This window comes from Evansella halocellulosilytica, assembly GCF_002335745.1.
Classification (GTDB): domain Bacteria; phylum Bacillota; class Bacilli; order Bacillales; family Salisediminibacteriaceae; genus Bacillus_CA; species Bacillus_CA halocellulosilytica.
In genome coordinates, this window is the sequence record NZ_NIST01000001.1 from 4,626,619 (window position 1) to 4,651,227 (window position 24,609).

The window sequence follows — 24,609 nt, forward strand, 5'->3', positions numbered from 1 at the left end:
AAGTTCTCACAAGGCATGTATGGGAAGACAGTAAGGAAAAAGTGAGAGAGCATAGACTTTCCGCAACAGGGAAATTCCTCTATAAAAAAAGAAAAGAAACCATTGAGCGAAGCTTCGCGGATGCCAAACAGCTCCACGGGCTTCGCTACTGCCGGTTACGCAGCTTAAAGGGCGCATCAGAACAAGCGTTGATGACAGCGGCAGCACAGAACATAAAAAAGATCGCAAACCACCTCTCAGCGAGCTAAGAGGTGGTTTCGGCCATTCTTCACCGTAGGGTGAGCAAATTCTTCTGACGAAAATAATAAAGAGAAACCCGCACTTCTCAAAAAGTGTGGGTTTCTCGACAATCTGCATCAATCGAGAGATTGATATTTTATACTTTCTTAACCTTTGAAATAAAAGAGAGCATACTTTCCATAAATATTTATCTCTCTAGTGTTATCTCACCTCACGTAAGGAAGTTTCTTCAGACAAATATGGCATAACATTCATTTTCCCTTCTCTGCATTTTCTTTCATATGGTATAGTGATATTAAAAGAGTCTGTTCTAAAAAACTTAAGCTGGACCGAATTGCACAAAGGCAGTAAATCAACAAGTCAGAACATGTACTCTGAATAAGTAGGAGTGGAGATATAGACGAACGAAGGGATACGCGGACTTTTTTGACCTACCTCTTCAACTCCTTTTTATTGATGGATGAAGGTGGAATGTGCATGAATCATAAAAAGAATTATCAATCATTACAAGTACCTTACAAGGATAAACGCTTTTTAGTTGAAGGTCCGATAAGTAAAGATATTTTAGCCGCGTGCCAATTTGATCAAGGCTTAGTCGCTTTTCGTCCACCCGAAAAACAAAAAGAAGCATTATTAAAAGTTGCAGAATTACCTGAAAGTAGAATTATTGTAGCTAGAGAAGATGATAAAATTGTTGGTTACTCCATCTATTTATACCCTGATCCGATGGAAAGATGGTCTGAAGTTCAATTAGATAATTTGCTTGAGCTGGGGGCTATCGAGGTTTCCGCTAACTACCGTGGGTATAAGCTAGCTAAGCACTTATTAAAAGTTTCAATGATGGATAATGCAATGGAAGACTATATTATCATTACTACTGAGTATTATTGGCATTGGGATTTAAAAGGAACTGGATTATCCATTTGGGAGTATCGTGATGTCATGGAAAAAGTGATGAATTCTGGAGGTTTAGAATGGTATGCAACAGATGATCCGGAAATCTGTTCTCATCCTGCAAACTGTCTAATGGCCAGGATAGGAAAACGTGTCGGTCCTGAAGCTGTCCATGAATTTAACCGTGTTCGCTTTAAACATAAATACATGTTTTAACATGATGGACGGTTCACTACTTTCTTATAGATGACAAAGTTTCTAAACTATCCATTAAGGAAGGAGTTATCAATATGGTTATTGAAGAAATTATGAAGAAGACAGTTATTACGGCAAAAAAGGAAACTTCGATTCAATCAGCGGTAACGATGATGCAAGAAAACCGAATTAGACACTTGCCGGTAATCAATGATGATTATGAAATAGTCGGCATCATTTCTGACCGTGATTTAAAAGAAGCCAGCCCGTCAAAGCTTCAAAAAAATAAAAATGACCTCGACGAATTGCCTATTAGTGAACTCATGATAAAAGATGTTTTGACAGCGCTTCCATCAGATTTTGTCGAGGAAGCTGCCAATACAATGATAGAACAGCAAATCAGTTGTCTTCCAGTTGAAGAAGACGGTAAACTAATTGGAATTATCACCGAAACTGATTTATTAAAAACACTTGTTAAATTAACCGGTGCAAATCAGCCCACTTCGAGATTAGAAGTTGAAGTACCGAACACAAGCGGTATGCTTGGGGAAGTTGCGAACTTAATTAAATCATACAATATTAACATCCAAAGTGTTCTTGTCTACCCTTCAAAAGATGAATATAAAAAAATCCTTGTCTTCAGATTACAAACGATGGATTTACGCATGCTGTCAAAAGCTTTAAGAAAAGAAGGCTATCATGTTATTTGGCCAATTGATATGGAGTTGAAATCATGAATAATGAAGCAGTGTATATTTTTTCAGAAGAGCAACTTTCATATAAATTCAATGACGATCACCCCTTTAATCAACAGCGGCTGAGCATAACAAACGATTTACTTAAAAAAACGAATGCCCTTCAAGACAAGATGATTTTCCCGGCAAGGAAAGCAACAGATGAGGAACTATTGTTAATTCATGACCCTGAATATATACATGCAGTAAAAGAAGCTAGTAGTGGCACACACAGATCTTCATTTGCAACAACCTATGGCATAGGGACAGAAGATACTCCTTCGTTTGCAAACATGCATGAAGCTGCCTCATGGCTTGTAGGAGGAACGTTAACAGCAGCGGATTTCGTATTTGAACACGGTTATAAGCATGCATTACATTTAGGTGGCGGACTCCACCACGGTTTTAGAGGCAAAGCATCAGGATTTTGTATTTATAATGATAGTTCTATCGCTATTCAATATATTAGAAATAAGTATAAAGCGAGGGTATTATATATAGATACAGATGCTCACCACGGAGACGGTGTTCAATGGGCATTTTACGATGATCCTAACGTATGTACATTGTCGCTTCACGAAAGTGGACGTTTCTTATTTCCAGGAACAGGTCAAGCAAATGAAAGAGGCCACGGGGAAGGGCACGGTTATTCATTTAATATACCATTTGAAGCATTTACAGAAGATCAATCTTTTATCGATTCATATAAGGAGTCACTTAGAGCTGTCACAGAGTATTTCCAGCCGGATGTCATACTGACTCAAAATGGTGCTGATGCTCATTACTTTGACCCCCTTACCCACCTTTGCTGCACAATGAATATCTATCATGAAATCCCAAAGCTTGCTCACGAACTTGCCCATGAGTATTGTGAAGGCAGATGGATTGCAGTCGGTGGCGGCGGATATGATATTTGGCGTGTAGTCCCGAGGGCATGGTCGCTCATTTGGCTCATTATGACTGGTCAATCAGACATTGCCAAAAAAACTGTACCTGATAAGTGGATTGAAAAGTGGCAACAACAAGCACCTGTAACATTACCTACAACTTGGTATGATGACGAAAATATTTATCCGAATATTCCAAGAAAAGAGGAAATTACGAAAAAAAATAAACGGACTTTACAAAATGCATTAAAACCTATATACGACTTTCAAAATAAAATTCAATTATAAACTATAATGGTTTATCGTTATAGAGTTTCTAGGACAAACGAATAGTGCCTAGAGACTCTTATTTTTTTGAGAAAGTATTCGTTAACGATATAAGACCGTCGAGAAATTTTACAAAACTGGATCGTATAAAAAGAATACTAAAGACGTTTGATCATATTCCCGACAATTTTTGCAGAAATGACAGCAGATGATTTCACGAAGCTTTCAAAGCTAGTAGGCGCTTCTCCATTTGCTTTATCCGATATTGAACGAATAATAACGTATGGAATATCATTCGTATAAGCAACTTGAGCAACAGCTGCACCTTCCATTTCTACACAATCACCATTAAATAATTTTCTCAGCTGTTGAACCGTTTCTTTATTTGATATAAATTGATCTCCACTTAGAATTTTCCCTTCCATAACCGTTCCTTCTTCTGCCAATACTTCTTTAGCACTTTGTAAAGCATTTTCTATTAAAGACTCATCTGCTAAAAAGTCAGATGGACCATCTGACATCGGAATCGTTCCTTGCGAGAATCCTAATGAACTAGCATCAATATCATGTTGTTGACTACTCGTTGAAATAACGACATCTCCAATTTCCAATTTTGGGTTCATCCCGCCAGCAACACCTGTAAATATGATTAACTCGACTTGAAAATGATCAATCATCATTTGACTTGTTATTGCAGCATTTACCTTCCCTACACCACATTGGCCAATGACAACCTCAATCCCCTGCCATCTGCCTACAAGAAAATCACGATTACCAACCTTTTCAGTTTTCAAATTAGCCGTCTCTTCTTTAAAATATTGAATTTCTTCTTTCATCGCACCGATAATTCCAACTCTCATCATGCACCTACTTTCTGTTGTTAAAACAACACTATTTTCTATGTATCCAAAAAGAGCTTTACTACTTTGAGACTCCCACGGCTAAAGCCGCAACCCCTATACCTTACGGTGTAACAGGTGGATTCTTGAATGACTAATCGTTCGTAGTCCTTTTCTCAAAGAATGTCATTAGGAATTTATTGTATTCTTGACTCGATAGACAGTTTATCCAGTAATGTAAATTATATCATTTCCAGACAAAAACAAATTCCGGAGGTATTTCCCCGGAAATAGTCAATTTAGTATAGATCTTCTTCCTCATAAGATGGGTCAGAAATAACGACAACTACCCGACGATTTTGCCGTAAATTGTCATCGGTCGTGTTAGGAGCTACTGGTCTCGTATCTCCGTAGCCGACTGACATAAATCGCTGTGGATCTAACTCATGTTCAGCAATAAGGTGGCGAATGACACTGCTTGCTCTCGCACCCGAAAGCTCCCAGTTAGAAGGATACTGAACAGTATTAATCGGGCGACTGTCAGTATGCCCTTCAACCTTTACAAGGTTAGGGATTGTTTCTAATAATGTTCCTACTTTTTCTAAAAAAGGTTCAGCATCAGGGATAATATCAGCACTAGCCGTTTGAAATAACGTCTGTTCTTGTAGAACAAGCACAACCCCACGATCATCCCTTGTCGCAGTTATGAGTTCTGTCAATTCATTCGCTTCTAAGTACTCAATGACTTCTGCTAGCAAATGGTCTAATTGTTCATCCAATTCTTCCTCTTCTAGTTCAAGGTGACTATCGTAAGGGTCAACGTCTTCTTCGAACGGATCATCCTTTACGTCACTGTCTTCTGCAGGGTTATCAAAAGGAATAAGTGACGGGTAAAATTCAAACATCGCTCTCTCTTGGAAAGATTCTGCAATCGCTCTGAATTTATTCGCATCAACAACTGACATAGAAAATAGGAGAATAAAGAAAACGAGAATGAGTGTCATCATATCAGAAAAAGTAACCATCCATTTCGGAGCACCTTTGTCTGTTCGTTCTTGTCTCCTTTTATACATTGAAATTCTCCCCTGTCTCTTCTTCCACTTCCTCTTCTTTCAAATGATTAGGTAGGAAGGCACTTAATTTTTCCTCAAGTATCTTTGGATTTTGACCAGATTGAACACCAATTACACCTTCGACAATAATTTGTTTAATAAACACTTCTTCTTCAGTACTAATTGCTAATTTATTCGCCATTGGAATAAATACTAAATTAGCTAAGAGCGTTCCATAAAGTGTTGTCAACAAGGCTACAGCCATGTTTGGACCAAGTGTAGATGGGTCATTTAAGTTTTGAAGCATAAGAACAAGTCCGACGAGAGTCCCGATCATCCCCCAAGCTGGTGCATATTCACCTGCTTTTTCAATAATCGCCCTCCCTTTCCGGTGGCGCTCTTCCATTGCTGTAACCTCAGCCATCATGATATCTTTTATCGTATCTGGTTCGATTCCATCAACTGCTAAAAGAACTCCTTTTTCAATAAATGGGTCTTCCACATCTTCAATACCTGCTTCCAGTGCTAGTAAGCCTTCTCTGCGTGCTTTTGTTGATAATTCAACAAATGTTCCAATGAGCTCTTCTAATTTATTGTCACGTGTTTGAAAAGCCTCTTTAAACACCTTTGGCAACAGTTTTAGTTCACGTATTGAAAAATTCACAAAAATAGCAGCTATGAGTCCCCCTAAAACGATAAAAATTGATGTCCATTGAAAAAGAAATGCAATACTGCCCTCTCCTTCAATCGCATTCATGTAAACAGCTAATAACAAACTCGTCAGCCCGACAAAAATTCCAATTGGTGTAAGTAAATCTAGTTTCTTCATAATCCTCTCCCTAACCCGGCAAAAAGCGTTTAATCTAAACTGACCAAAAAATCTCTCTCTTTTTTCATAAGGATTCACTTCTTCACATGATCAATAAAACAACAATTCATGAGAAAAGATCCTTCCTTATTGGTCAGCCATCTTTAGTCATTCTTCTATTTTAGTCGATTGGCGATATTCAATTCGGTGAGGTAATAGAACAGCATGCTCCTCTACCTCTTCTTTATTCATTAGTTTCGTAAGTAAACGCATTGATACGGCACCGATATCATACATTGGCTGTACAACAGACGTGAGAGTCGGGCGAACCATAGTCGCTAACCGAGTATTATCAAACCCAATGACTTCATAATCATCAGGAACACGATATCCCGCATCCTGTGCACCATGAATGACACCTAAAGCCATTTCGTCAGTCGATGCAAAAATCGCTGTTGGCTTGTCCCGTAGTGCAAGCAACTTCTCCATTGCTTCCAGGCCTGAATCGTATGTGTAATCTCCAATAGCAATATAATCATCATTCACTGAGATCTTGGCACTTTCTAATGCTCGCTTATAACCAGCAAACTTTTGATAACCATTGATCGGATCTTCTAACGTTCCAGATAGCATGGCAATTTTCTTATGTCCATCCTCAATTAATGATGTGACCGCATCAAATGAAGCTTGCTCATAATTAATATTTACTGATGGCAAGGTTTTGTTATCATCCATTGTTGCAGATAAAACGATCGGCACTGGGGACTTTTCAAACGCTTCTTTATGTTCTTCTGTAATTTCTCCACCCATAAAGACGATACCGTCCACTTGTTTTTCTAATAATGTGTTTACTAAATGAATTTCTTTTTCTTTGTTTTGGTCAGAATTACATAAAATAATGTTGTATTTATACATTGTTGCAATGTCTTCAATCCCGCGTGCAAGCTCAGAAAAGAAAATACTTGAGATGTCAGGAATAATGACACCAACAGTTGTCGTCCGCTTACTAGCGAGACCTCTTGCTACAGCATTTGGTCTGTAACCTAACCGCTCAATTGCTTCCAAAACTCGTTTTCTTGTCGTTGGTTTTACATTCGGATTCCCATTAACGACTCGCGAAACAGTCGCCATCGACACCCCTGCTTCACGTGCTACATCATAAATCGTAATATTCATTGATCTATTGCTCCTCCTTCATAAATTCAAAATATTGGCTTTCATACTTTCATAACGTAATGATATGATACGATACTTTAAGAAGGGGCGCAAATTCTTTAATTATATCGACATGTAGATGAATTTTTTTGAGCCCCATGAAAAAATAATCGTTTTTTATCGAAAAAAGACCTAGTTTTTAGTTGAATATTCCCTTATCCTTTTTTAGAAGTGGAAGAGTTTATATAATTTCAATCTCTCGATTGTCTAGACTTCAGACGCCTTGCACTTTTCTACTTTCATAAAGCCTTCTTTTCTGAGTCGTTATGATCATTCTTGTTAAGCCTTTTTAGTAAAGATGTTTCTTTTTATGATTTGTCATTTTACATTTCCTTATACCGCTATTCTCCTTTCTGATAAATACCTTTAATGAAAAATGAGGATATTCCAAAGTGGAACATCCTCTCAAGATCATCTTCGTTATTTTGTTACAACCTCATTTTCTTTTTCATACAATCCAGAATCAACAAGTTTAGAAATGAACTCTTCGAATTGAGGAATATCCATTTGTTGCGCTGAATCAGATAATGCCACTGCAGGATCTGGATGTACCTCGGTCATAACACCATCTGCACCGATAGCAAGTGCAGCTTTTGCAGTTGGTAATAATAAATCTCTTCTTCCAGTTGAGTGAGTGACATCAACCCAAACAGGAAGGTGTGTTTCCTGTTTTAATATTGGAACAGCTGATATATCTAGTGTATTTCTTGTTGCCTTTTCATAAGTACGAATTCCTCGTTCACATAACATAATATTGCCATTACCTTTTGAATGAATGTATTCAGCTGCATTGATGAACTCTTCAATTGTCGCTGACAATCCGCGCTTTAGTAATACAGGTTTATTTACATCTCCTGCTGCCTTAAGCAACTCAAAATTTTGCATGTTACGAGCGCCAATTTGAATGACATCAACATATTGTAAGGCCATATCAATATCTTGAGGACTGACGATTTCACTAATTACCGCGAGTCCATGTTTCTGAGCAACATCTCGTAATATTTGTAAACCTTCTTCACCTAATCCTTGGAAATCATATGGGGACGTTCGCGGTTTAAATGCACCACCGCGTAAAAATTTAAGCCCTTGTTTTTTCAATGCTCTCGCAACTTCTTCTACTTGCTCGTAACTTTCAACCGAACAAGGCCCGGCAATTAACCTTTGTTTTCCATCCCCGACAGTTTCTTCCTTAATAGACACGATCGTATTATCGGGGTGCTTTTTACGTGATACAAGTAATGCTTTACGGTGATCGTCTTCTTGTATTTCTAAACTCGCTTTAAAAATTTGTTTAAAAATATGTTGAAGGGTCGATGTTTCAAATGGCCCTTGATTATTCGCCGCAATTAAATCAAGCATTTTTCTTTCTCGAACAGGGTCAAAACGGTTCAGACCTTGTGCACTCTTTACTCGCCCAATTTCTTGCGCTAATCTTGCTCTCTCATTAATCAGCTCCACCAATTGGAGATTTACATTATCCAATTGATCTCTCAACTCTTCTAACTGTTCGTTTCCCATAAAAAAACTCCTCTCTGCAACACAGTCTGTTAATTAGGAGATGTTCAAAAGATATTAAATCATCACTTATCGTTCCATTTTGAACAAACTCTATTTTAAAATTTTAATTATCGACTATTATATACGATGAAAGTTATAATGTCACCACCTTTTCTTTATTGATTAAACGCTTTTAAGTGATAAAGTGGTTTTGTAAGCGATACCAACTACTGATAGTATCGGAATTCGACATTTTTACTCTACAAAAATTTTTCTTGCTGTATAATGAGGTAAACAGTTTTTGAATCGAGGTGTCATCGTTTTGTACTATACAGAAAAAAAAGATACAGTTTTTGCATTAGATATTGGAACCCACTCTGTCGTTGGCCTCATTTTACATAGAAAAGAAGACGGCTATCACGTAATTGATGTTGAACGTCTAGAACACGATGAACGTTCCATGCTTGATGGCCAAATTCACAATGTAATGGCAGTTTCAAGAGTGATTCAGCAAGTCAAACAAGCACTTGAAGAGAAACATGGACCATTACATAAGGTATGTGTTGCTGCTGCGGGTAGATCATTAAAAACACAACGGGAAAAGGCTGAGATCGATATTCTAGGAAAACCTATTTTTGATAAACAATCGATCCTGCACCTAGAATTAAGTGCTGTACAAAAAGCCCAATTTGCCTTAGCTCATTCACTCTCAGACGAACAAAAGAAAGTAAATGATTATTGTGTAGGTTATTCTGTTATCGACTATCGCCTTGATGATGAGCCGATAGGAAGTTTAATGGATCAAAGAGGCGAAAAAGCATCAGTAGAAGTCATTGCAACATTTCTACCAAAAGTCGTCGTTGAATCTTTAATCTCAGCACTAAAGCGGGCTGACCTTGAATTAGAAGCGTTAACCCTTGAACCTATTGCAGCGATTAATGTTTTAATTCCGTCATCGATGCGTCGTCTAAACGTTGCTTTAGTCGATATTGGGGCGGGGACTTCCGATATTGCCATCACTGACTTAGGAACTGTAACCGCATACGGGATGGTTCCAGTGGCTGGTGATGAAATTACCGAAGCAATTAGTGATCAATATTTATTAGATTTTCCTGACGCTGAAAAATTAAAGAGAGAATTAACCGTAAAAGAAAAAGTATCGTTTACAGATATTCTAGGATTTGAGACTGAGTATGAAAAATCAGAAGTGATTCAGGCAATCGAAAGTTCCGTTCATCGGTTAGCAGATCGTATAAGCCAAGAAATACTGGCACTTAATAATAAAGCTCCAAAAGCCGTTATGCTTGTAGGCGGCGGGAGCTTAACACCGAAACTTACAGAGATTCTTGCAAATAAATTGTCACTCCCAGCTAACCGTGTAGCAATTCGTGATATAAATGCCATTAAAGATTTAAAAATTGATACAGATTGTGCAGTATCACCTGAACTCGTTACACCAATCGGTATTGCTATTGCTGCAAAAGAGAGTCCAGTTGAGTATGTAAGTGTAAAAGTAAATAACCAAGATATTCGTTTGTTTGATATTAAACAACTTACAATTGGCGATGCTTTGTTATCTAGCGGATTAGAGCTGTCAAAACTTTATGGTAAACCTGGAATGGCTATGATGGTGAATGTGAACGGTCGCGTTATATCTGTTCCTGGAGAACACGGTACGCCTCCAAAGATCGAAAGGAATGGTGAACCTTCCCAATTAGACGAACCATTACACCACAATGATGACATTTATGTGGAAAAAGGGAAAAATGGTGCTGATGCTACCGCATATGTGAAAGACTTCATTGAAGACACAAATAACCTCTCGCTGCTAATCAATGAAGAAAATATAGAAATTCCACCGGTTATTCGAGTAAATGGGGAAGTAAGTGAGATCAACAGAGAAGTGAATGATCGTGACCAAATCGAGCATCACCTTCCAAAAACGGTTGATGAACTTTTCAGCACGATAAATAAAGATGCTGATATTTTCGCAACTAAAACGTGGAAGCTGTTTATTGACCGTGAAGAAGTAACCATCTCCAAGCCTGGAGGTGAACTGTTTTTAAATGGGAAACTCGCTACTTTAGAAACAGTGATTAATCACGGAGACCATCTTGAATATGTTGACAGCAAAGACAATACGCTTCATTTAAAGGAAGTGTTCGAGAAGTATGAATGGACACTATCGAAAGAAATATTAGTAACATTTAATGATCAGCCTGTGAAATTAGAGAAGTCTTTATTTGAGGTTTATCGAAAAAGCGAAAAACTGACAGAACAATCTGCAGTTTATAACGGTGATGAACTAAAAGTTTCGGAGAAAGAGGAAGTGTCATTTATTTTTCAAGATATTTTCGCAAAAGTGAACGTTGAACGTCCTATAGAAAAAAATAAAAAACCCGTCATCCTAAGAAATGATGAGGATACAACATTTTCATCACCAATCTTCCATGGTGACTCCCTCATATTGAAATGGGTTGACACTTACTAAACAGGAAGTTCTACTGGTTATCTATAAAACATACTCGCTTGCACTCCAGAGCACAAGTGCGACATCTACTCGTGCTGCACTTCGTTTGCATTCGTAGTATCTTCTTTGCCGCGAGCAAGACTAAAATCACGCGATTGCTCGTCGCAAGAAATCATCAACCCCAATATATAATTCATGTTAAATAAGAAATGGCTCTCACCACGGTGAGGGCCACTCTATTTTACTAGGTTTTATCCCAGACTCTTTCATATTATTTGTTTGACCATGCATTCATTAAATTCTTTTTCGTAACGTTCCAATGCGAGTCATGCCAAATGACGTCTCCATCATCAAAAAGCAATGCTTGTGGAGATTCATGCTTCACTCCAAATTTTTCTGCAATATCGTTTGAAAGATCACGTGACTCTTGTACATTTAGAAAAAATACAGGGAGATCTTCATGTTCATTAGCGAATTTTTCTACTTCATTATAACCTTCCCCGCTAATTGGACAAGTCGTACTGTTTTTCAATAGAAAGAAAGCTGTCGTACTATTGTAGATTTCATTAAACTGTTCAATTGTATCAATTTTCTTGATGCTCATGTCAATACGTCTCCTTTATTCGTTTTCAGGCGTCTTCTCTTCTGCTTTTTGTCTTTCCTTTTCTTCAACTTCCTTTACTAACTGTTCGACAGAACGCTGTAAATCTTCTACTTCTTTTTTTACTGAATCTGCAATTTCTTTGCTTACACCTTCCAAGTCTGTAGAAAAATCTGCACTTTCAGTTAACTCCTCTACGTCTTTCCGGACAGACCTCGCAACGTCTTTCACTTTATCAATTAACGTAACAGATTGATCAGACACTTGTGCAGCAAACTCATTTCCTTTTTCAACTGCTTGAGTCGTCCAGTCAGCTGTTTTTTCTTTTGCTACTTTTGCTTGTTCATTAAGGTCTTGACGTAGCTCTTTTCCTGATTTCGGAGCAAGTAAAAGGGCAGTAGAAGCACCAATGATTCCTCCAAGTAAACTACCGATTAAAAAGTCCTTTGTGTTTAATCCTTGATTATCGTTACTCATGATAACTCCTCCTTCTTATGATTTGTTTTTTCAGCGTTGTTTTGCTCACTTTCAACTTTTTTAACTTTCCATTTCTCCCATAATTTTAAGGCAACATTTCCCCATTGTACAGCTTGAGCCATTTGTTCCGATTGTTCATTTGCTTTTTTAGAAACAGCATCCGATACTTTACGTATTGACTGGTTAACTGATTGCAATGAATCACCTAAATCTTTGGCAGCCGAAAATACACTATTTAACGAATCGGACTTTTGTTGAATATCTTCTGCTAAACGATTCGTCTTATGTAATAACTCTGTGGATTCCTTCTTTAAATCATCCACTTGTTTTTGCAGTCCTTCAACCGTTGAACCTACGTTATCAATCGTTTTACGCATCGATATGAGCGTTTGTATTAGATAAAAAACGAGAAAGGCAAATGCGACTGCGATGATTGCTATACTGACATATAAAAGCCATTCCATGATTGATCCACCTCCTCAAATTCAAACATCATTAGGAATATTGCTTCCTCCATACAATTATATCATCGTATACTTACTTACGACCTATATTCTACACGTTTCAACAAAATCCCTCCCATCCTTTTTGGAATAATGATGCGCATTTTCATGAGTCATACTAGCCTCCTCGTTAAAACGTGTGTAAAATAAGCTTTGTAAACAGATACATAATTAAGGAGGAGAATAATAATGAGAGATCCACGTATTCAAACATTAGCCAATAATTTGATTAATTATTCTGTAGATTTACAAAAAGGTGAGAAAATTCTCATTGAAAATTTCGGACTGCAAAAAGAACTCATCAATGCTCTCGTTGAAGCTGCTTATGAAGCTGGTGGTATTCCATTTGTTTCCCTAAAAGAGCATGAAGTAAACCGATCATTATTAATCGGTGCTTCCCAAGAACAGCAGGAACTCACTGCTAAATTCGAAGCAACTGTCATGAAAGAAATGGATGCATACATCGGCTTACGTGCAGGAGATAACATTAATGAATTGTCCGATGTACCTGCTGAGAAAATGAGTTTGCATCAAAAAACAGTCGGAACAAAAGTTCACAGAGAAATTCGTGTACCGAAAACAAAATGGGTCGTCCTCCGCTATCCAAGTTCTTCAATGGCTCAACTAGCAAAAATGAGCACAGCAGGATTCGAAGATTTTTATTTTAACGTATGTAATCTTGATTACAGCAAAATGGACAAAGCTATGGAAGCCCTCGTCTCACGGATGAATGAAACGGATGAAGTCAGAATTACAGGTGAAGGTACAGACCTTACTTTTTCGATTAAAGATATTCCTGCCATTAAATGTGCAGGGCGTATGAATATTCCGGATGGAGAAGTTTATACCGCTCCTGTGAAAGATTCTGTTAATGGGACAATCACGTATAATACGGCATCCCCTTATCAAGGTATTACATTTGAAAACATTCAACTCACGTTTGAAAAAGGAAAAATCGCAAAAGCATCTGCTAATCATAACGAAAAAATTAACGAAATTTTCAATACAGATGAAGGTGCAAAATATATCGGTGAATTTGCAATCGGCGTGAATCCTTATATTCTTCACCCGATGCAAGACATCCTTTTTGATGAAAAAATTGATGGCAGTTTCCACTTCACACCAGGTCAAGCATATGAGAATGCTTATAACGGAAATGATTCTGCCATTCATTGGGATATCGTCAACATTCAGCGCCCTGAATACGGTGGGGGCAACATCTACTTTGACGGTGAGCTGATTCGCGAAAATGGACGGTTCGTCGTTGAAGATCTGCTGCCGCTTAACCCGGAAAACTTAAAATAATGTGCCTAAGTAAAGCCGGTGTGAAAAAAACTCACACCGGCTTTATTTAAAGATAAGAAAGTATCAAATATCAATCTTTCGATTACTGTCTAGACTTCAGGCGCCTTGCGCTTTTCTTGAAAATTTAAGCTCCTTCTTTTTCGGCTGTTTTTTCATATGCGGCTTGGAATTTTTGCACATCCCCCGCTCCCATGAATAACAGCACACCTTGATCATGACGCAATAAGCGATACATCGTGTCTTCATGGATCTGCTCCGCATCAGGAATCCGCTCAAGTAGATCATTAATCGTTAAGTCACCACTTTTTTCACGTGCGGATGAAAAGATATCACATAAATAGACGCGATCTGCTGATTTTAAACTATTTGCAAACTCATCCAAAAATGTTTTCGTTCTTGAAAACGTGTGCGGCTGAAATATAGCGATAATTTCCTTTTCAGGATACTTTTGTTTCGCCGATTCAATCGTTGCTGAAATTTCTGTCGGGTGGTGTGCATAGTCATCGATTAACACTTGATTGCCGAACGTTTTTTCACTAAAACGTCGTTTTACACCTTGGAACGTTTGCAGTCGTTTTTGTATCGTTTCTAATTCAACTTCTTCATAATGACATAAAGCAATAACAGAAAGTGCATTTAATACATGGTGACTTCCATAACCAGGAATCGTAAATGAACCGTAAAATGAGCTTCTTACATAAGCATCAAAGTGCGTACCATTCTCGTCTGTCGTAACATCTTTTGCATAAAAGTCATTATCTTCATTAAATCCGTAATACAAAACAGGTACTTGTGCAGTTAATTTCTGTAAATGCTCATCATCACCGCATGCGATAATTGCTTTTTTCACTTGCATAGCCATTTCCTGGAATGCTTGAAAAACATCTTCTACGTCTTTAAAATAATCAGGATGATCAAAATCAATGTTTGTCATAATCGCATAATCTGGATTGTAGTGAAGAAAATGTCGTCGGTATTCACAAGCTTCAAAAACGAAATATTCGCTTCCTTGTTCTCCTTTACCGGTTCCATCCCCAATCAAATAAGAAGTCGGCTTGGCATCTTGTAACACATGTGCCATTAAACCAGTTGTCGTCGTCTTACCATGCGAACCAGTTATCGCAATACTTGTAAATTGCTGAATGAAATCGCCTAAAAAAGTTGGATATTGATGTACTTGAATATTTTTATTCGTTGCTTCTCGTATTTCTTCATTCTCCTCATTGTAAGCAGCAGAAGCAATTACTGTTTGACCTTCTTGAATATTTTCCTTTTGAAACGGCAGCAACGGGATTCCCTTTTTCTCTAACGGCTTTTGTGTGAAAAAAACTTTATCTACATCGGAGCCTTGGACATCGTATTGCATATCGCTTAAAATTTGCGCAAGTGCGCTCATTCCAGAACCTTTAATTCCAATAAAATGATAAACTGTCATTGTTGAACCTCCACAAATCAATTGGTCCTGAGGACCCTCCCTATCACTAGGTCACTCATAATAGTTATCGTTAAATTATATGCCTAATCATAAGCAAATGCGAATTAGGCTTGTCATTTCAATTTTTTAAAAGCCTTTTTCTCGGTTTATTAAAAGTAAAAAAGTTAATAATTATTCTACCTGGCTGTAAAAAAATGGACGTCTAAATTTTGTCTCTATTTCTAATACGTCTAGGTCATTATAGCAAAGAATAAGTCATCACGCTATCACACTCATTACCCCGGGCAAAAGGTGGAATTACCACGCTAACTAGTACCACATTTTCTCAAAAAATCACGTCAGATGTTGTGGATTTGAACTTCCCCTATTACATGTATTTATTAATCATTATGTCTTTTTATAACGTGAACCAATTTCATAATTCACTTTTTTAAAAAAGCAAACACTTTCAGAATAAAAGTTATACCTTTAAAAAATTATTCGATCTATTAACATTGATGCTGATTTTCGCTTCAGGACGCTCGCTTGCCTCGGGCATTGCTTCAGCTTCCTCGGGGAGAGCACCCTGCGGGATCTTCAGCTAATGCTATTCCCGAAGGCGTCTCGCACCTTTCGCTACAATCACTGGTTCCCTGCATTTTATTAAGCTGCTGCCAAACTCGTTGAAGTTTGTTTTTGAGCAAGTCGCATGCTGGCTAATCTCATGCCATTATATACCATGGTAACTAAATCAAAATGGACTTTGGCTCGCTTTCCTGTTCGATATCTTACATTGTTTAACTGAAAAAATTCTTTGAGGTATCCAATCACCCGTTCAACGGAGCTCCGTTCTTTGAATCGCTCTTTCCAGGCAATGGAACCACGTGCAGGTGCACTATACCGCCGTAAATCAGACTCTATTTTTATCTTGTAAACCTTTTGGCATAAGGAATCATCAGCTAGTGGGCAGTCTATACATTCCTTTGGACGAGTATATTTTAGCGTTTGATACTTTTGATCAAAGCTATCATATCGATACGAATGTTCTCTGACACAGGTTGGAGCGAAATTCTCATCAAACCCAATTGGCTCTGATTCATTCTTTTTGTTGTAAGCAATGATGGAATGCCCTTTCATTCGATGGACTTGTTCATAGATGGCATCGTAATCATACCCTGCATCCATTAGGACAAAGATCATCCTAAGTTCCGGAAAGTTACTTTCTATTCCTTTTAATAAAGGGATAGCTGCTTTCCCATCGTTTAGGCTGCCTGAAGAAATCGTCGATTGGAGAATAAATTGTGTTTTTGTATCCACAGCCAAATGGCCTTTATACCCGTACCAAAACACATTTTTACCTTCACTGTTTTTCTTCACGCCCCATGCAGGGTCAAGAGGCAGCTGACCATGAAGTTCATCATAAGAAACGTCTAGCTGATCTTCAATTTTCTTTTCAAAAATGGACAAAGAGGCTTCCATGGCTTCTTTCTCTTTTAACCATTGTTCGCGTTCCGCCTTTGATTTACGCCCACGTTTCTTTGGCTCAGGCTTTGGTTTCTCTTCTTTCTTGGAAGGAGCCTGATCTCTCGCTTCAAAGTGACCAGAGTCGATGGCGATATTGGAATTCGTAATAAATTCTTCTTGAATCGCATCAAGTACTATTTGAGAATTGACCTCTTCAAGAACGTTTGTATCTTTGATCTTTGTAATCATCCTTGAAAACGAAGCTTCCGAAGGAACAGGATCTGATACTAAAAAACCGCAATCTATCTTAAACTTAAGATCCGAGTTTAAACGTTTAATGAGAAGTTGTATTTCAGGAATTCTTTCAACGAGTCTTACTACAAGTGCTTGAATCATGGCAGGATAGTTTAATTTAACGGGCCTGCCTAAATTGGATTTTTTTGATACCACGGTAAGGAGTGGATGGATATTAATGGCTGAAAAAATCTCATCGTAACGTTGGGTAGGTTCTAAATCAAATAAAATTTGCATGCTAAAAAGACTTTCTTGTCGTACAATAGACATAGGAGTCTTTCCCCCTTCGAATTAGTTTGCTCGTTACTTACTAAATTCGACATTTGGGGAGGTACTCCTTTTTTCATGTCTTGAAACCCTTGGCCTGTAAGGGCCAATAATTATGAAATTCATTCAACGTAAATAATCAATTCCATATTCTTTTAAATATTTTCTTTTGTGAATGACACTATTTTGATGATTTTCTAATTTTTTCGTTATTAATGCTGCACCATGATCGTTTAGTGGAATAGTCGGCCCAATCATCATTTGTTTAAAGCCTGTTTGCACGGTTCGTATGAGAACAATGTCGTCATATTTTCCTTCTATCGGGAAAATAAACGGTGTTGCTTGCTTATTTTCTTTCGTTATGATTGATTTATAATTAACATAGTTTTTTTCCGTCTCTTGTAAGCGAACAGGCTCAAAAGTCATAAGCAGTAAAAAGCTGCTAAGTTCAAGCATCTTTTTTGACATCGTTTCTTTTTTATCACGAATAAATAAATCGAACATTCTAGAGCCTACTACTGTTATATAATCAAAGGCAAACCAGTGCTCAAAATGCATATGTATGTCAGAAGCCATTGGTTCACCCTTCGGTATTCCAACCTTGTGAGCAAAAATATGTTTTGCTCGCACTTTTTCCCTTAGGTTCGCTTCCTTTTCGATATATTGAAAGAGTGATTCATATAAATCGAGCAATGTATTTTCAGCATCAGATTGCTTTTTTTCTTTCATTTTTTGAAAATCCACAAGAAAGGTCGCCTTTTCGTTTTTCATATTATCACCTCAGTTCCAAGGAGAAGGACAAAAAACCATTTGCCTTATCTTTCCTCTGTTCACATCGGCACATTACCGATAAACAAAACTTTGCTTTTCGTTTATATGGTTCTCAGCAAGCATAATGTGCTTGCCTAGAAACTCTTTTGCTTTCATGCAAGCATTAGATGACGTCATACGCGCCCAGAGTTTTATAATTTTAACGAAAAAGATACCACAGAATTCAAATATTCATTGATAGTAGTACCAATTTTACCAACCTTTCCTGTACTAATGCCCATATCAGCACTATAGTATAAGTTTATTCTTGGTAAACATCGGCTACTGATCTTCATCGTACTTCTTTAAAACAAGAAGAGGCCCGAGTTTCCACATATACGACTTTTCTTTAGCAAAGATGAAGCGTATATATTATGGAATATCAGACCTGCTTCTTTTCTTATCCGAGATATTCAATTCGTTCCAAACGAGGATTTTCACGATACTTTCGTCCGGTTTTTGCTTCTTCTTTATCATCTAATAAAACATTATCTCCCGTAAAACCAATATGAATTTTTAATAAGCTGCTACCAACTCCATACATGTCGACTGGTACATGGAGCTTTTCATATTCTGCAATACGCTCAGCATCAAATCCACCTGAAGCGACAATTTTCACGTGGTCAAATCCTTCTTCATCTAATGCTTCTCGTAAGGCAAATAGCAGTTTCGGATTCACACCTCTCGGGTCAAATGTCCCTAAAACGTCAGGATTACGAGTAAAGTATTGATCAATCAAATTTTTAGATGTATCTACCCGAACGCCTTTTAACGTCTCACCAAATTCCCTTGCTACTTTAAGGGAATCTGTTATCACATCATTGTTATAGTCAACTAACGCCAATAATTCATCATCTGGGAATGTCTCGTGATAGGCTCTTGACGCCTCAACAACATCACCTTCAAACAATTGAATTAAAGCATGAGGCATCGTACCCATACCCCTTTTTCCCCACCACTCATTCATCGCGTGCGTTGCTTGTGCTTTAGAACCACCAATGTAAGCTGCATAACCATCTCCAGCTTGTTGAGTAAAATGGTCATCACGGTCACCCATAAAAATAACCGGTTTTTCTTTTCCGGAGGATTTAGCGGCTTTTACAACCTCATAAACATTTGTAGCTACCGATGTCCGACGGGCTAAAATCCCATCAATGAGCCCTTCTAAAAATCCGAAATTTTGATAAGGTCCCCGTATCGTTAATACGGTTTCATGAGGCTCAATTTTATCACCGTCTTTAAGAGAATAGATTTCTAATTCTTCCGGCTTTTCAGCAAACGTATGAATGAGCGCAATTACTTCATCTGTGCCACAAAGGACGGCATTTTTCTTTTGAAAAAACTGCATCGTCACAACGTTATCTTTTTTATACTTTTCAGCAATTTTTTTCGTTTTCAAAAAATAAACTGCCGAGAACCAACCTTCACTTACACGTTCATCAAACTTAAACGTTTTATTCGTTAGACGGTTAATCTTTCCTTGCAATTTAAGCTGTATTTCTTTTGTCGGAACCATTTCTAATACTCCTTGCATAACTAAGACGTTACAATGTCTTTTCTTAGTGATAAAAAGGGCTTTTTCGATGTTCTTCAATTACTGCTTCTAATATTTCAGCTAAATCTGTTTCATTTACGTGCTGAATACCATTTCGAAGTACAATCCATTGTGTTCTTTCTTGTTCTGTTAACAGGTGGATCCATTCTGGTGATACATGGTGAACCAAGTTTGCCAAAGGAATTTGCTGCATGAAAACATCCCTCCTAAGGTTATAAAGTTCAACATCATCTTGCCAGTATGGTGTAGCAGACCATCAGTAATTGACGGGTCTCCATACTTTGAATATTTTGTTAGCACCTGAGCAAAACATGAAGTCTTTTGCCCTTTACAAACTTCATAAGAAATTAACTTTCATTACAATTGTATAAAAAAAGAAGTAAACTTGGTAGTCTAAAATTCTTCTTTTGTCATTATTTTTTCGTTTAAATCGTTTTTTGTCAAATAAACGTCTCTCGGCTTACTCCCTTTTGCTGGAGAAACAATTCCTTGTGCTTCTAACAGGTCAATTAACCTCGCTGCTCGATTGTAGCCCATTCGGAAATGACGTTGCAGTAATGAAGTGGAGGCTGCTTGTTGTTCCACGACAAATCCACAAACTTCGTCGAACAATTCATCACTGTCTTCATCAACCATTTGTTGGTCTAAATCTTCTTTTTCAAATAAGAACTTTTGTTCTCCAGATTTCTTTACTGCTTCCGTTACACGATCGATTTCATCATCAGTCACAAAAGTCCCTTGCAGCCTGACCGGCTTTGAGGAGCCATTTTCGAGAAGTAGCATATCGCCTCTACCTAACAGTCTCTCCGCACCGCCACTATCAAGAATCGTTCTTGAATCAGCTTGAGAGGATACTGAAAATGCAATTCTCGTTGGAATATTTGCTTTAATAAGCCCTGTAATAACATCTACTGAAGGTCTTTGTGTTGCAACTAATAAATGAATACCGCACGCCCTCGCTTTTTGAGCAATCCGGCAAATAGCACTTTCTACATCAGAGGGAGAAACCATCATTAAGTCAGCCAGTTCATCAACGACGATCACTATATAAGGTAATGTATCAGCTTCTTTACCTTGCTCTTTCATTTTTTGATTAAAGCGTCCAATATCACGTGTTCCCGATTCTGCTAATTTTTCATAGCGTTGCTCCATTTCAGCTACCGCCCATTTCAACCCTTCAGTCGCTTGCTTCGGATCAGTTATAACAGGCGCTGCAAGATGTGGAACATCATTATATGGAGCTAGTTCAACCATTTTCGGATCAATTAAAAGTAAGCGAACATCCTTCGGAGATGCTTTATAAAGCAAGCTGACTAAAATAGAATTGACACAAACACTTTTTCCAGAACCAGTTGCTCCGGCAATAAGCCCGTGAGGCATTTTTTGCAAATCTGTCACGACTGCTTCACCAGCAATATCCATTCCTAATGCAACTGTTAATGGTGACGATGATTTTTGAAAAACTGGAGCATGAAGTATTTCTCGTAAAAAGACTGGCTCAGATTTTTCATTTGGAACTTCTATACCTACCGTTGTCTTTCCGGGAATAGGTGCTTCTATCCGGATTTCCTTTGCTGCCAAACTAAGTTTCAAATCATCTGTTAAGTTCGTTATTTTACTAACTTTAACACCTGGTTCCGGCTGGATTTCAAAGCGTGTGACAGATGGACCTTTTGTAAAACGGACGACTTTTGCACGGATGTGGAAGTATTCAAACGTTTCATCCAGCTTTTTTGACTGTTGCATAAGCCACTCATCATCATGATTTTCTTTCCTCGGTGGAACATCGAGTAAGTGTAGACCTGGAGCCACGTAGCTTGTGCCATTTTCAGTTTGACGCTGCTGCTCTTTTTTACGATCGCTAGGAAGCATTAACACATTGTATGGCGTAATTGTCTGGTTATGATCTAGCGTTCCCCTCTTTTCCATTTTATTTGCCTTGTTCTGTTTAAGTTTGGATGATTGTCCAGAAGCAGAGATTGTTTTTCTTTGATTTTGAACCTTTTCTTCCTCTCGTTTTTGTATAACCGGATCACTTGTCGTCTGCTGATCTTGAGTGCTTTCAGCGCGCTTAAGTAACCGACTTACTTGATCGTCATTCTCTTCTTTAATCTGATCAAAAGGTGTTTTCTTTAGCGGCTCCTGAATTGGAGTGCTTTCCGTACGGTTATTTAAACGATTTACTTTGTCATTTTCTTCTTTAATCTGGTCAAAAGGCGTTTTCTTTTGCGGCTCCTGAATTGGAGTGCTTTCCGTACGGTTACCTAAATGATTTACTTTGTCATTTTCTTCTTTAATCTGATCAAAAGGCGTCTTCCCCAGAGATCCAGGTTCTTCATGATCATCTGTCTCTTGAAACTCAGCTAAGTCATTTTCGATTTTTTCTACTCTATTTAACCCCTTATATGCAATCTCTTCTTGATCATCTTTCTCTTCAATGACATCTTCTTCGTATTCCATATTATATTGGCTATTTGTATATGTAGAATATGTTGTTTCATTTGTAATACCTGCGGAGACTTCCTCTTCGACTTCTAGTGATTCATTTCTTGGCGCTTTTCGAAAACCATAAATTGGGGAAGGCGTTTCTTGAGGGCGAAACCCGACTCCTTGAAACATCATTGAATCCTTCTCTTTTTCTAAACTGTGTTCTTTGACCTTATTAGTATCATTTTGTCTGGAGTCATCGTTGGACTCTTGCTTTACTTCATACGAACGAGTGTTGGATGTATTCGTTGTCCTCTCTTTTTTTAACGATTGGGATTGGTTCAGTACTGCTTTACCAATCACTTCATTATCTTTTACAACCGGGAAACGAAACGTTCCTTGCTTCGGATATTGGTTAATAATTTTCGCTTCAGCTGTTTTAGATTGCGGAACCTTCTTTGATAGGTTCTGTTTAAAATTAAATTGCCTTTGATCGTGGTCAATCCCTTCGTTACCGTCTTCCTTTGGAAATAACCATTCCTTTATCGTAGAAACATGTCTAAGTAGTCTTTTTTTCAATATAATCACCTTTCAACGTTCAAACATCAATTTCGTTATGTTTTTTTGCCTCAGCGTCATATTCTACCTTTGTATTGATAGAGTTTTTAAGCTATCTGTCCTGCACTCATTTTCAGGTAAAATAGAGGGTGTTTCTCAACATATAACATAAATCTCTCTGAAACAAAGTATATCAGAAATTGTGTAATTGCTTCTTGAAACTTATGAAAAAATCGAAAAAGAACCACCTATTATGGTGATTCTCATCCTCCTGCTCATATAACATTCGAAGTAAGTTTATTTTTTTGTCGAATCTTTAGGTTTTCGTTGAGCTAAAATAAATATAGGTTCGAATTCACCGTCTTCATAGACGAATGGCAATGCTGTAATTGGAACTCTACCTTCTGAAAAGAACTGAAACACCATTTGAGCTAATATATCGTACCCTACTTCGTTCCGAATATCAGCAAATATAAGCACATCTTGATGAGGAACAGCGACAGCAAATTCACCTGACACTTTCTTTTCCATCTCTCTCATTAAAGATTCATTTAACATTCGACTCGCATCATAACCATCATCAGCATTCACAAAATAAAAGACATTTCCAGCAACTTCGTCTTTTTTCATGTTGTAATTTAATGATCTCACATTAAACAATGCCGTCTCTTGAAGCTCCTTAAGCGTTTTACCTTCTTGATTTAACGTTTCTTCATCAATTAACGAGAAGGAAGCACCATGGTCTACAGCATAAAATATACGAGTCTCTGCCGTATGATCGGTAAATACTAATTTCTTTCCATCCTCTAGTTCAGTCGGGAATGATGTAGATCGAATGACAGGGTAAACGTTCTTTTCATTTCCTTTCACTTGAACCTTTTCATGGAGTAATTTAAGCCCTTCCGTTACATAATTCATTGTCTCTGCAAGGGCATTGCTTTCATCTTCCTTAAATTTATCTTTTAATGCAGTAAGGTTTAAGGTAACCCCTTTATCAAACCTTTTATCAACAATTCGAAGCGTCTCTTTCTCACGGTCGAACTTTGTTATCCAATGTTCATTGTTTATTTCATTTTCAATTGCACGCTTTATTTGTATAGGTTTCATCCTTTGCATACCTCCTATAATTCACACTTCTCATTTTAACATGAGAACAACCTTATCCAAAACAGGTATGCTTATTGGACAATGCACTTTGCTACTTGTGTCTCATCTGCTATGTTTATCTCATATATTGATCAGTATCGTTTCTTTTCACAGACACAAGATCCGTTATCGTCAAAAAAAATTATTTGTATCATGATTAAGGACATAGGATGTGTTATATGTGAAAAACGTGAGAATATCTCTTCATACTCTTATCTTGGCGGTACGAGTGTCAGCGAAACTTCCAGTGTTAAGCTTTTTGATAGTATTAACGGATTCAGTGTCCTCCAAAGTGATATCATCATCCGCACTCTAATGTGAAGTCCGTTCAACAGGTAGAAAGAGCTGCCAATTGGCAGCTCTTTCCGATACGGTTACTTGTTTTTTTCTAAGAAATCAATAATTTCTTCTTTCGACTTGCGATCTTTACTTACGAAGCGGTCTACTTCTTTTCCATTTTTAAATACGAGAAAGCTCGGAATTCCAAAGACGTCATACTCCTGGCACGTTTCAATAAAATCATCGCGATTTATTTTATAAAAGGTAAATTGATTGAAACGCTCCTCTATTTCAGGCAGATGTGGTTCAATAACAACACAATCAGGGCACCATCCTGCTGAAAACATTAATACAGCATTTTCATGATTAACAACTTCATTAAATTGTTCGTTTGATGTAATATCTTTCATT

The 24,609-nt window shown here is 37.6% G+C and carries 22 protein-coding genes; 6 read left to right on the forward strand and 16 right to left on the reverse strand.

Features of this window, described 5'->3' with window-relative positions:
- The 4 genes from CD001_RS21950 to CD001_RS21965 all read left to right on the forward strand — a co-directional run.
- The coding region (locus CD001_RS21950) for a transposase (protein ID WP_179298573.1) at positions 1–248 on the forward strand (248 nt) is incomplete at its 5' end.
- 469 nt (positions 249–717) lie between these two features.
- The gene (locus tag CD001_RS21955; RefSeq protein WP_096189757.1) at positions 718–1,350 is read left to right on the forward strand and encodes a GNAT family N-acetyltransferase; all 633 of its coding nucleotides are present in this window, start codon (positions 718–720) and stop codon (positions 1,348–1,350) included.
- Between the two features lie 74 nt (positions 1,351–1,424).
- Complete coding sequence (locus CD001_RS21960; RefSeq protein WP_096189758.1) at positions 1,425–2,066, forward strand: acetoin utilization AcuB family protein; 642 nt, start codon at positions 1,425–1,427, stop codon at positions 2,064–2,066.
- The gene (locus CD001_RS21965; RefSeq protein ID WP_096189759.1) at positions 2,063–3,238 is read left to right on the forward strand and encodes an acetoin utilization protein AcuC; all 1,176 of its coding nucleotides are present in this window, start codon (positions 2,063–2,065) and stop codon (positions 3,236–3,238) included. The genes CD001_RS21960 and CD001_RS21965 overlap by 4 nt, the downstream gene beginning before the upstream one ends.
- A gap of 137 nt (positions 3,239–3,375) precedes the next feature.
- On the opposite strand, the gene CD001_RS21970 is transcribed toward CD001_RS21965, so the two are convergent.
- The 5 genes from CD001_RS21970 to CD001_RS21990 all read right to left on the reverse strand — a co-directional run bounded on the left by CD001_RS21970 (position 3,376) and on the right by CD001_RS21990 (position 8,649).
- Positions 3,376–4,080, reverse strand: a complete 705-nt coding sequence (locus CD001_RS21970) for a 5'-methylthioadenosine/adenosylhomocysteine nucleosidase (RefSeq protein ID WP_306454090.1) — start codon at positions 4,078–4,080, stop codon at positions 3,376–3,378.
- 275 nt (positions 4,081–4,355) lie between these two features.
- The gene (gene motS, locus CD001_RS21975; protein ID WP_096189760.1) at positions 4,356–5,129 is read right to left on the reverse strand and encodes a flagellar motor protein MotS; all 774 of its coding nucleotides are present in this window, start codon (positions 5,127–5,129) and stop codon (positions 4,356–4,358) included.
- Positions 5,122–5,937 (reverse strand): flagellar motor protein MotP, encoded by an 816-nt coding sequence (motP, locus tag CD001_RS21980; protein ID WP_096189761.1) that lies wholly within the window; start codon positions 5,935–5,937, stop codon positions 5,122–5,124. The genes motS and motP overlap by 8 nt, the downstream gene beginning before the upstream one ends.
- Positions 5,938–6,084: 147 nt before the next feature.
- Complete coding sequence (ccpA, locus tag CD001_RS21985; RefSeq protein ID WP_096189762.1) at positions 6,085–7,092, reverse strand: catabolite control protein A; 1,008 nt, start codon at positions 7,090–7,092, stop codon at positions 6,085–6,087.
- Between the two features lie 459 nt (positions 7,093–7,551).
- The gene (locus CD001_RS21990) at positions 7,552–8,649 is read right to left on the reverse strand and encodes a bifunctional 3-deoxy-7-phosphoheptulonate synthase/chorismate mutase (protein WP_096189763.1); all 1,098 of its coding nucleotides are present in this window, start codon (positions 8,647–8,649) and stop codon (positions 7,552–7,554) included.
- 280 nt (positions 8,650–8,929) lie between these two features.
- Between CD001_RS21990 and CD001_RS21995 the strand changes: the two genes are divergently transcribed.
- The gene (locus CD001_RS21995; protein ID WP_257009900.1) at positions 8,930–11,119 is read left to right on the forward strand and encodes a cell division protein FtsA; all 2,190 of its coding nucleotides are present in this window, start codon (positions 8,930–8,932) and stop codon (positions 11,117–11,119) included.
- A gap of 250 nt (positions 11,120–11,369) precedes the next feature.
- Here the strand turns inward: CD001_RS21995 and ytxJ are convergent, their stop codons facing one another.
- The 3 genes from ytxJ to CD001_RS22010 are packed head-to-tail and all read right to left on the reverse strand — an operon-like array spanning position 11,370 to position 12,640.
- Positions 11,370–11,702, reverse strand: a complete 333-nt coding sequence (ytxJ, locus tag CD001_RS22000; RefSeq protein ID WP_096189764.1) for a bacillithiol system redox-active protein YtxJ — start codon at positions 11,700–11,702, stop codon at positions 11,370–11,372.
- A 15-nt stretch (positions 11,703–11,717) separates the two neighbouring features.
- The gene (locus CD001_RS22005) at positions 11,718–12,176 is read right to left on the reverse strand and encodes a YtxH domain-containing protein (RefSeq protein ID WP_096189765.1); all 459 of its coding nucleotides are present in this window, start codon (positions 12,174–12,176) and stop codon (positions 11,718–11,720) included.
- Positions 12,173–12,640 (reverse strand): DUF948 domain-containing protein, encoded by a 468-nt coding sequence (locus CD001_RS22010; protein ID WP_096189766.1) that lies wholly within the window; start codon positions 12,638–12,640, stop codon positions 12,173–12,175. The genes CD001_RS22005 and CD001_RS22010 overlap by 4 nt, the downstream gene beginning before the upstream one ends.
- 228 nt (positions 12,641–12,868) lie before the next feature.
- Between CD001_RS22010 and CD001_RS22015 the strand changes: the two genes are divergently transcribed.
- Entirely contained in the window at positions 12,869–13,984 is a 1,116-nt protein-coding gene (locus CD001_RS22015; protein WP_096189767.1) for an aminopeptidase, read from the forward strand.
- 124 nt (positions 13,985–14,108) lie between these two features.
- On the opposite strand, the gene murC is transcribed toward CD001_RS22015, so the two are convergent.
- The 8 genes from murC to CD001_RS22055 all read right to left on the reverse strand — a co-directional run bounded on the left by murC (position 14,109) and on the right by CD001_RS22055 (position 24,608).
- Positions 14,109–15,419, reverse strand: a complete 1,311-nt coding sequence (murC, locus tag CD001_RS22020; RefSeq protein ID WP_096189768.1) for a UDP-N-acetylmuramate--L-alanine ligase — start codon at positions 15,417–15,419, stop codon at positions 14,109–14,111.
- A gap of 642 nt (positions 15,420–16,061) precedes the next feature.
- Positions 16,062–17,426: a transposase gene (locus CD001_RS22025; protein ID WP_096186425.1), complete on the reverse strand. Its 1,365-nt coding sequence runs from the start codon at positions 17,424–17,426 to the stop codon at positions 16,062–16,064.
- Between the two features lie 123 nt (positions 17,427–17,549).
- Positions 17,550–18,194 carry a hypothetical protein gene (locus CD001_RS22030; protein WP_096189769.1) on the reverse strand — a complete coding sequence of 215 codons (645 nt, stop codon included), beginning with the start codon at positions 18,192–18,194 and terminating at the stop codon, positions 17,550–17,552.
- A 439-nt stretch (positions 18,195–18,633) separates the two neighbouring features.
- A complete protein-coding gene (locus CD001_RS22035) occupies positions 18,634–19,749 on the reverse strand; it encodes a nicotinate phosphoribosyltransferase (protein WP_096189770.1) in 1,116 nt (371 codons plus the stop codon).
- A gap of 43 nt (positions 19,750–19,792) precedes the next feature.
- On the reverse strand, positions 19,793–19,981 hold the full coding sequence (locus CD001_RS22040) for a hypothetical protein (protein ID WP_096189771.1): 189 nt from the start codon (positions 19,979–19,981) through the stop codon (positions 19,793–19,795).
- Positions 19,982–20,181: 200 nt separating this feature from the next.
- Positions 20,182–22,794 (reverse strand): DNA translocase FtsK, encoded by a 2,613-nt coding sequence (locus CD001_RS27155; protein ID WP_306454091.1) that lies wholly within the window; start codon positions 22,792–22,794, stop codon positions 20,182–20,184.
- 276 nt (positions 22,795–23,070) lie between these two features.
- Complete coding sequence (locus CD001_RS22050) at positions 23,071–23,880, reverse strand: DUF1444 domain-containing protein (RefSeq protein WP_096189772.1); 810 nt, start codon at positions 23,878–23,880, stop codon at positions 23,071–23,073.
- Positions 23,881–24,293: 413 nt separating this feature from the next.
- Positions 24,294–24,608 (reverse strand): thioredoxin family protein, encoded by a 315-nt coding sequence (locus CD001_RS22055; RefSeq protein ID WP_096189773.1) that lies wholly within the window; start codon positions 24,606–24,608, stop codon positions 24,294–24,296.
- Between the last annotated feature and the right edge of the window lies 1 nt (position 24,609).

Coding starts and splice junctions, on each gene's coding strand:
- CD001_RS21955 (WP_096189757.1), top strand. CDS start 718: ATGAATCATAAAAAGAATTATCAATCATTACAAGTACCTTACAAGGAT.
- CD001_RS21960 (WP_096189758.1), top strand. CDS start 1,425: ATGGTTATTGAAGAAATTATGAAGAAGACAGTTATTACGGCAAAAAAG.
- CD001_RS21965 (WP_096189759.1), top strand. CDS start 2,063: ATGAATAATGAAGCAGTGTATATTTTTTCAGAAGAGCAACTTTCATAT.
- CD001_RS21970 (WP_306454090.1), bottom strand. CDS start 4,080: ATGATGAGAGTTGGAATTATCGGTGCGATGAAAGAAGAAATTCAATAT.
- motS (WP_096189760.1), bottom strand. CDS start 5,129: ATGTATAAAAGGAGACAAGAACGAACAGACAAAGGTGCTCCGAAATGG.
- motP (WP_096189761.1), bottom strand. CDS start 5,937: ATGAAGAAACTAGATTTACTTACACCAATTGGAATTTTTGTCGGGCTG.
- ccpA (WP_096189762.1), bottom strand. CDS start 7,092: ATGAATATTACGATTTATGATGTAGCACGTGAAGCAGGGGTGTCGATG.
- CD001_RS21990 (WP_096189763.1), bottom strand. CDS start 8,649: ATGGGAAACGAACAGTTAGAAGAGTTGAGAGATCAATTGGATAATGTA.
- ytxJ (WP_096189764.1), bottom strand. CDS start 11,702: ATGAGCATCAAGAAAATTGATACAATTGAACAGTTTAATGAAATCTAC.
- CD001_RS22005 (WP_096189765.1), bottom strand. CDS start 12,176: ATGAGTAACGATAATCAAGGATTAAACACAAAGGACTTTTTAATCGGT.
- CD001_RS22010 (WP_096189766.1), bottom strand. CDS start 12,640: ATGGAATGGCTTTTATATGTCAGTATAGCAATCATCGCAGTCGCATTT.
- CD001_RS22015 (WP_096189767.1), top strand. CDS start 12,869: ATGAGAGATCCACGTATTCAAACATTAGCCAATAATTTGATTAATTAT.
- murC (WP_096189768.1), bottom strand. CDS start 15,419: ATGACAGTTTATCATTTTATTGGAATTAAAGGTTCTGGAATGAGCGCA.
- CD001_RS22025 (WP_096186425.1), bottom strand. CDS start 17,426: ATGTCTATTGTACGACAAGAAAGTCTTTTTAGCATGCAAATTTTATTT.
- CD001_RS22030 (WP_096189769.1), bottom strand. CDS start 18,194: ATGAAAAACGAAAAGGCGACCTTTCTTGTGGATTTTCAAAAAATGAAA.
- CD001_RS22035 (WP_096189770.1), bottom strand. CDS start 19,749: ATGGTTCCGACAAAAGAAATACAGCTTAAATTGCAAGGAAAGATTAAC.
- CD001_RS22040 (WP_096189771.1), bottom strand. CDS start 19,981: ATGCAGCAAATTCCTTTGGCAAACTTGGTTCACCATGTATCACCAGAA.
- CD001_RS22050 (WP_096189772.1), bottom strand. CDS start 23,880: ATGAAACCTATACAAATAAAGCGTGCAATTGAAAATGAAATAAACAAT.
- CD001_RS22055 (WP_096189773.1), bottom strand. CDS start 24,608: ATGAAAGATATTACATCAAACGAACAATTTAATGAAGTTGTTAATCAT.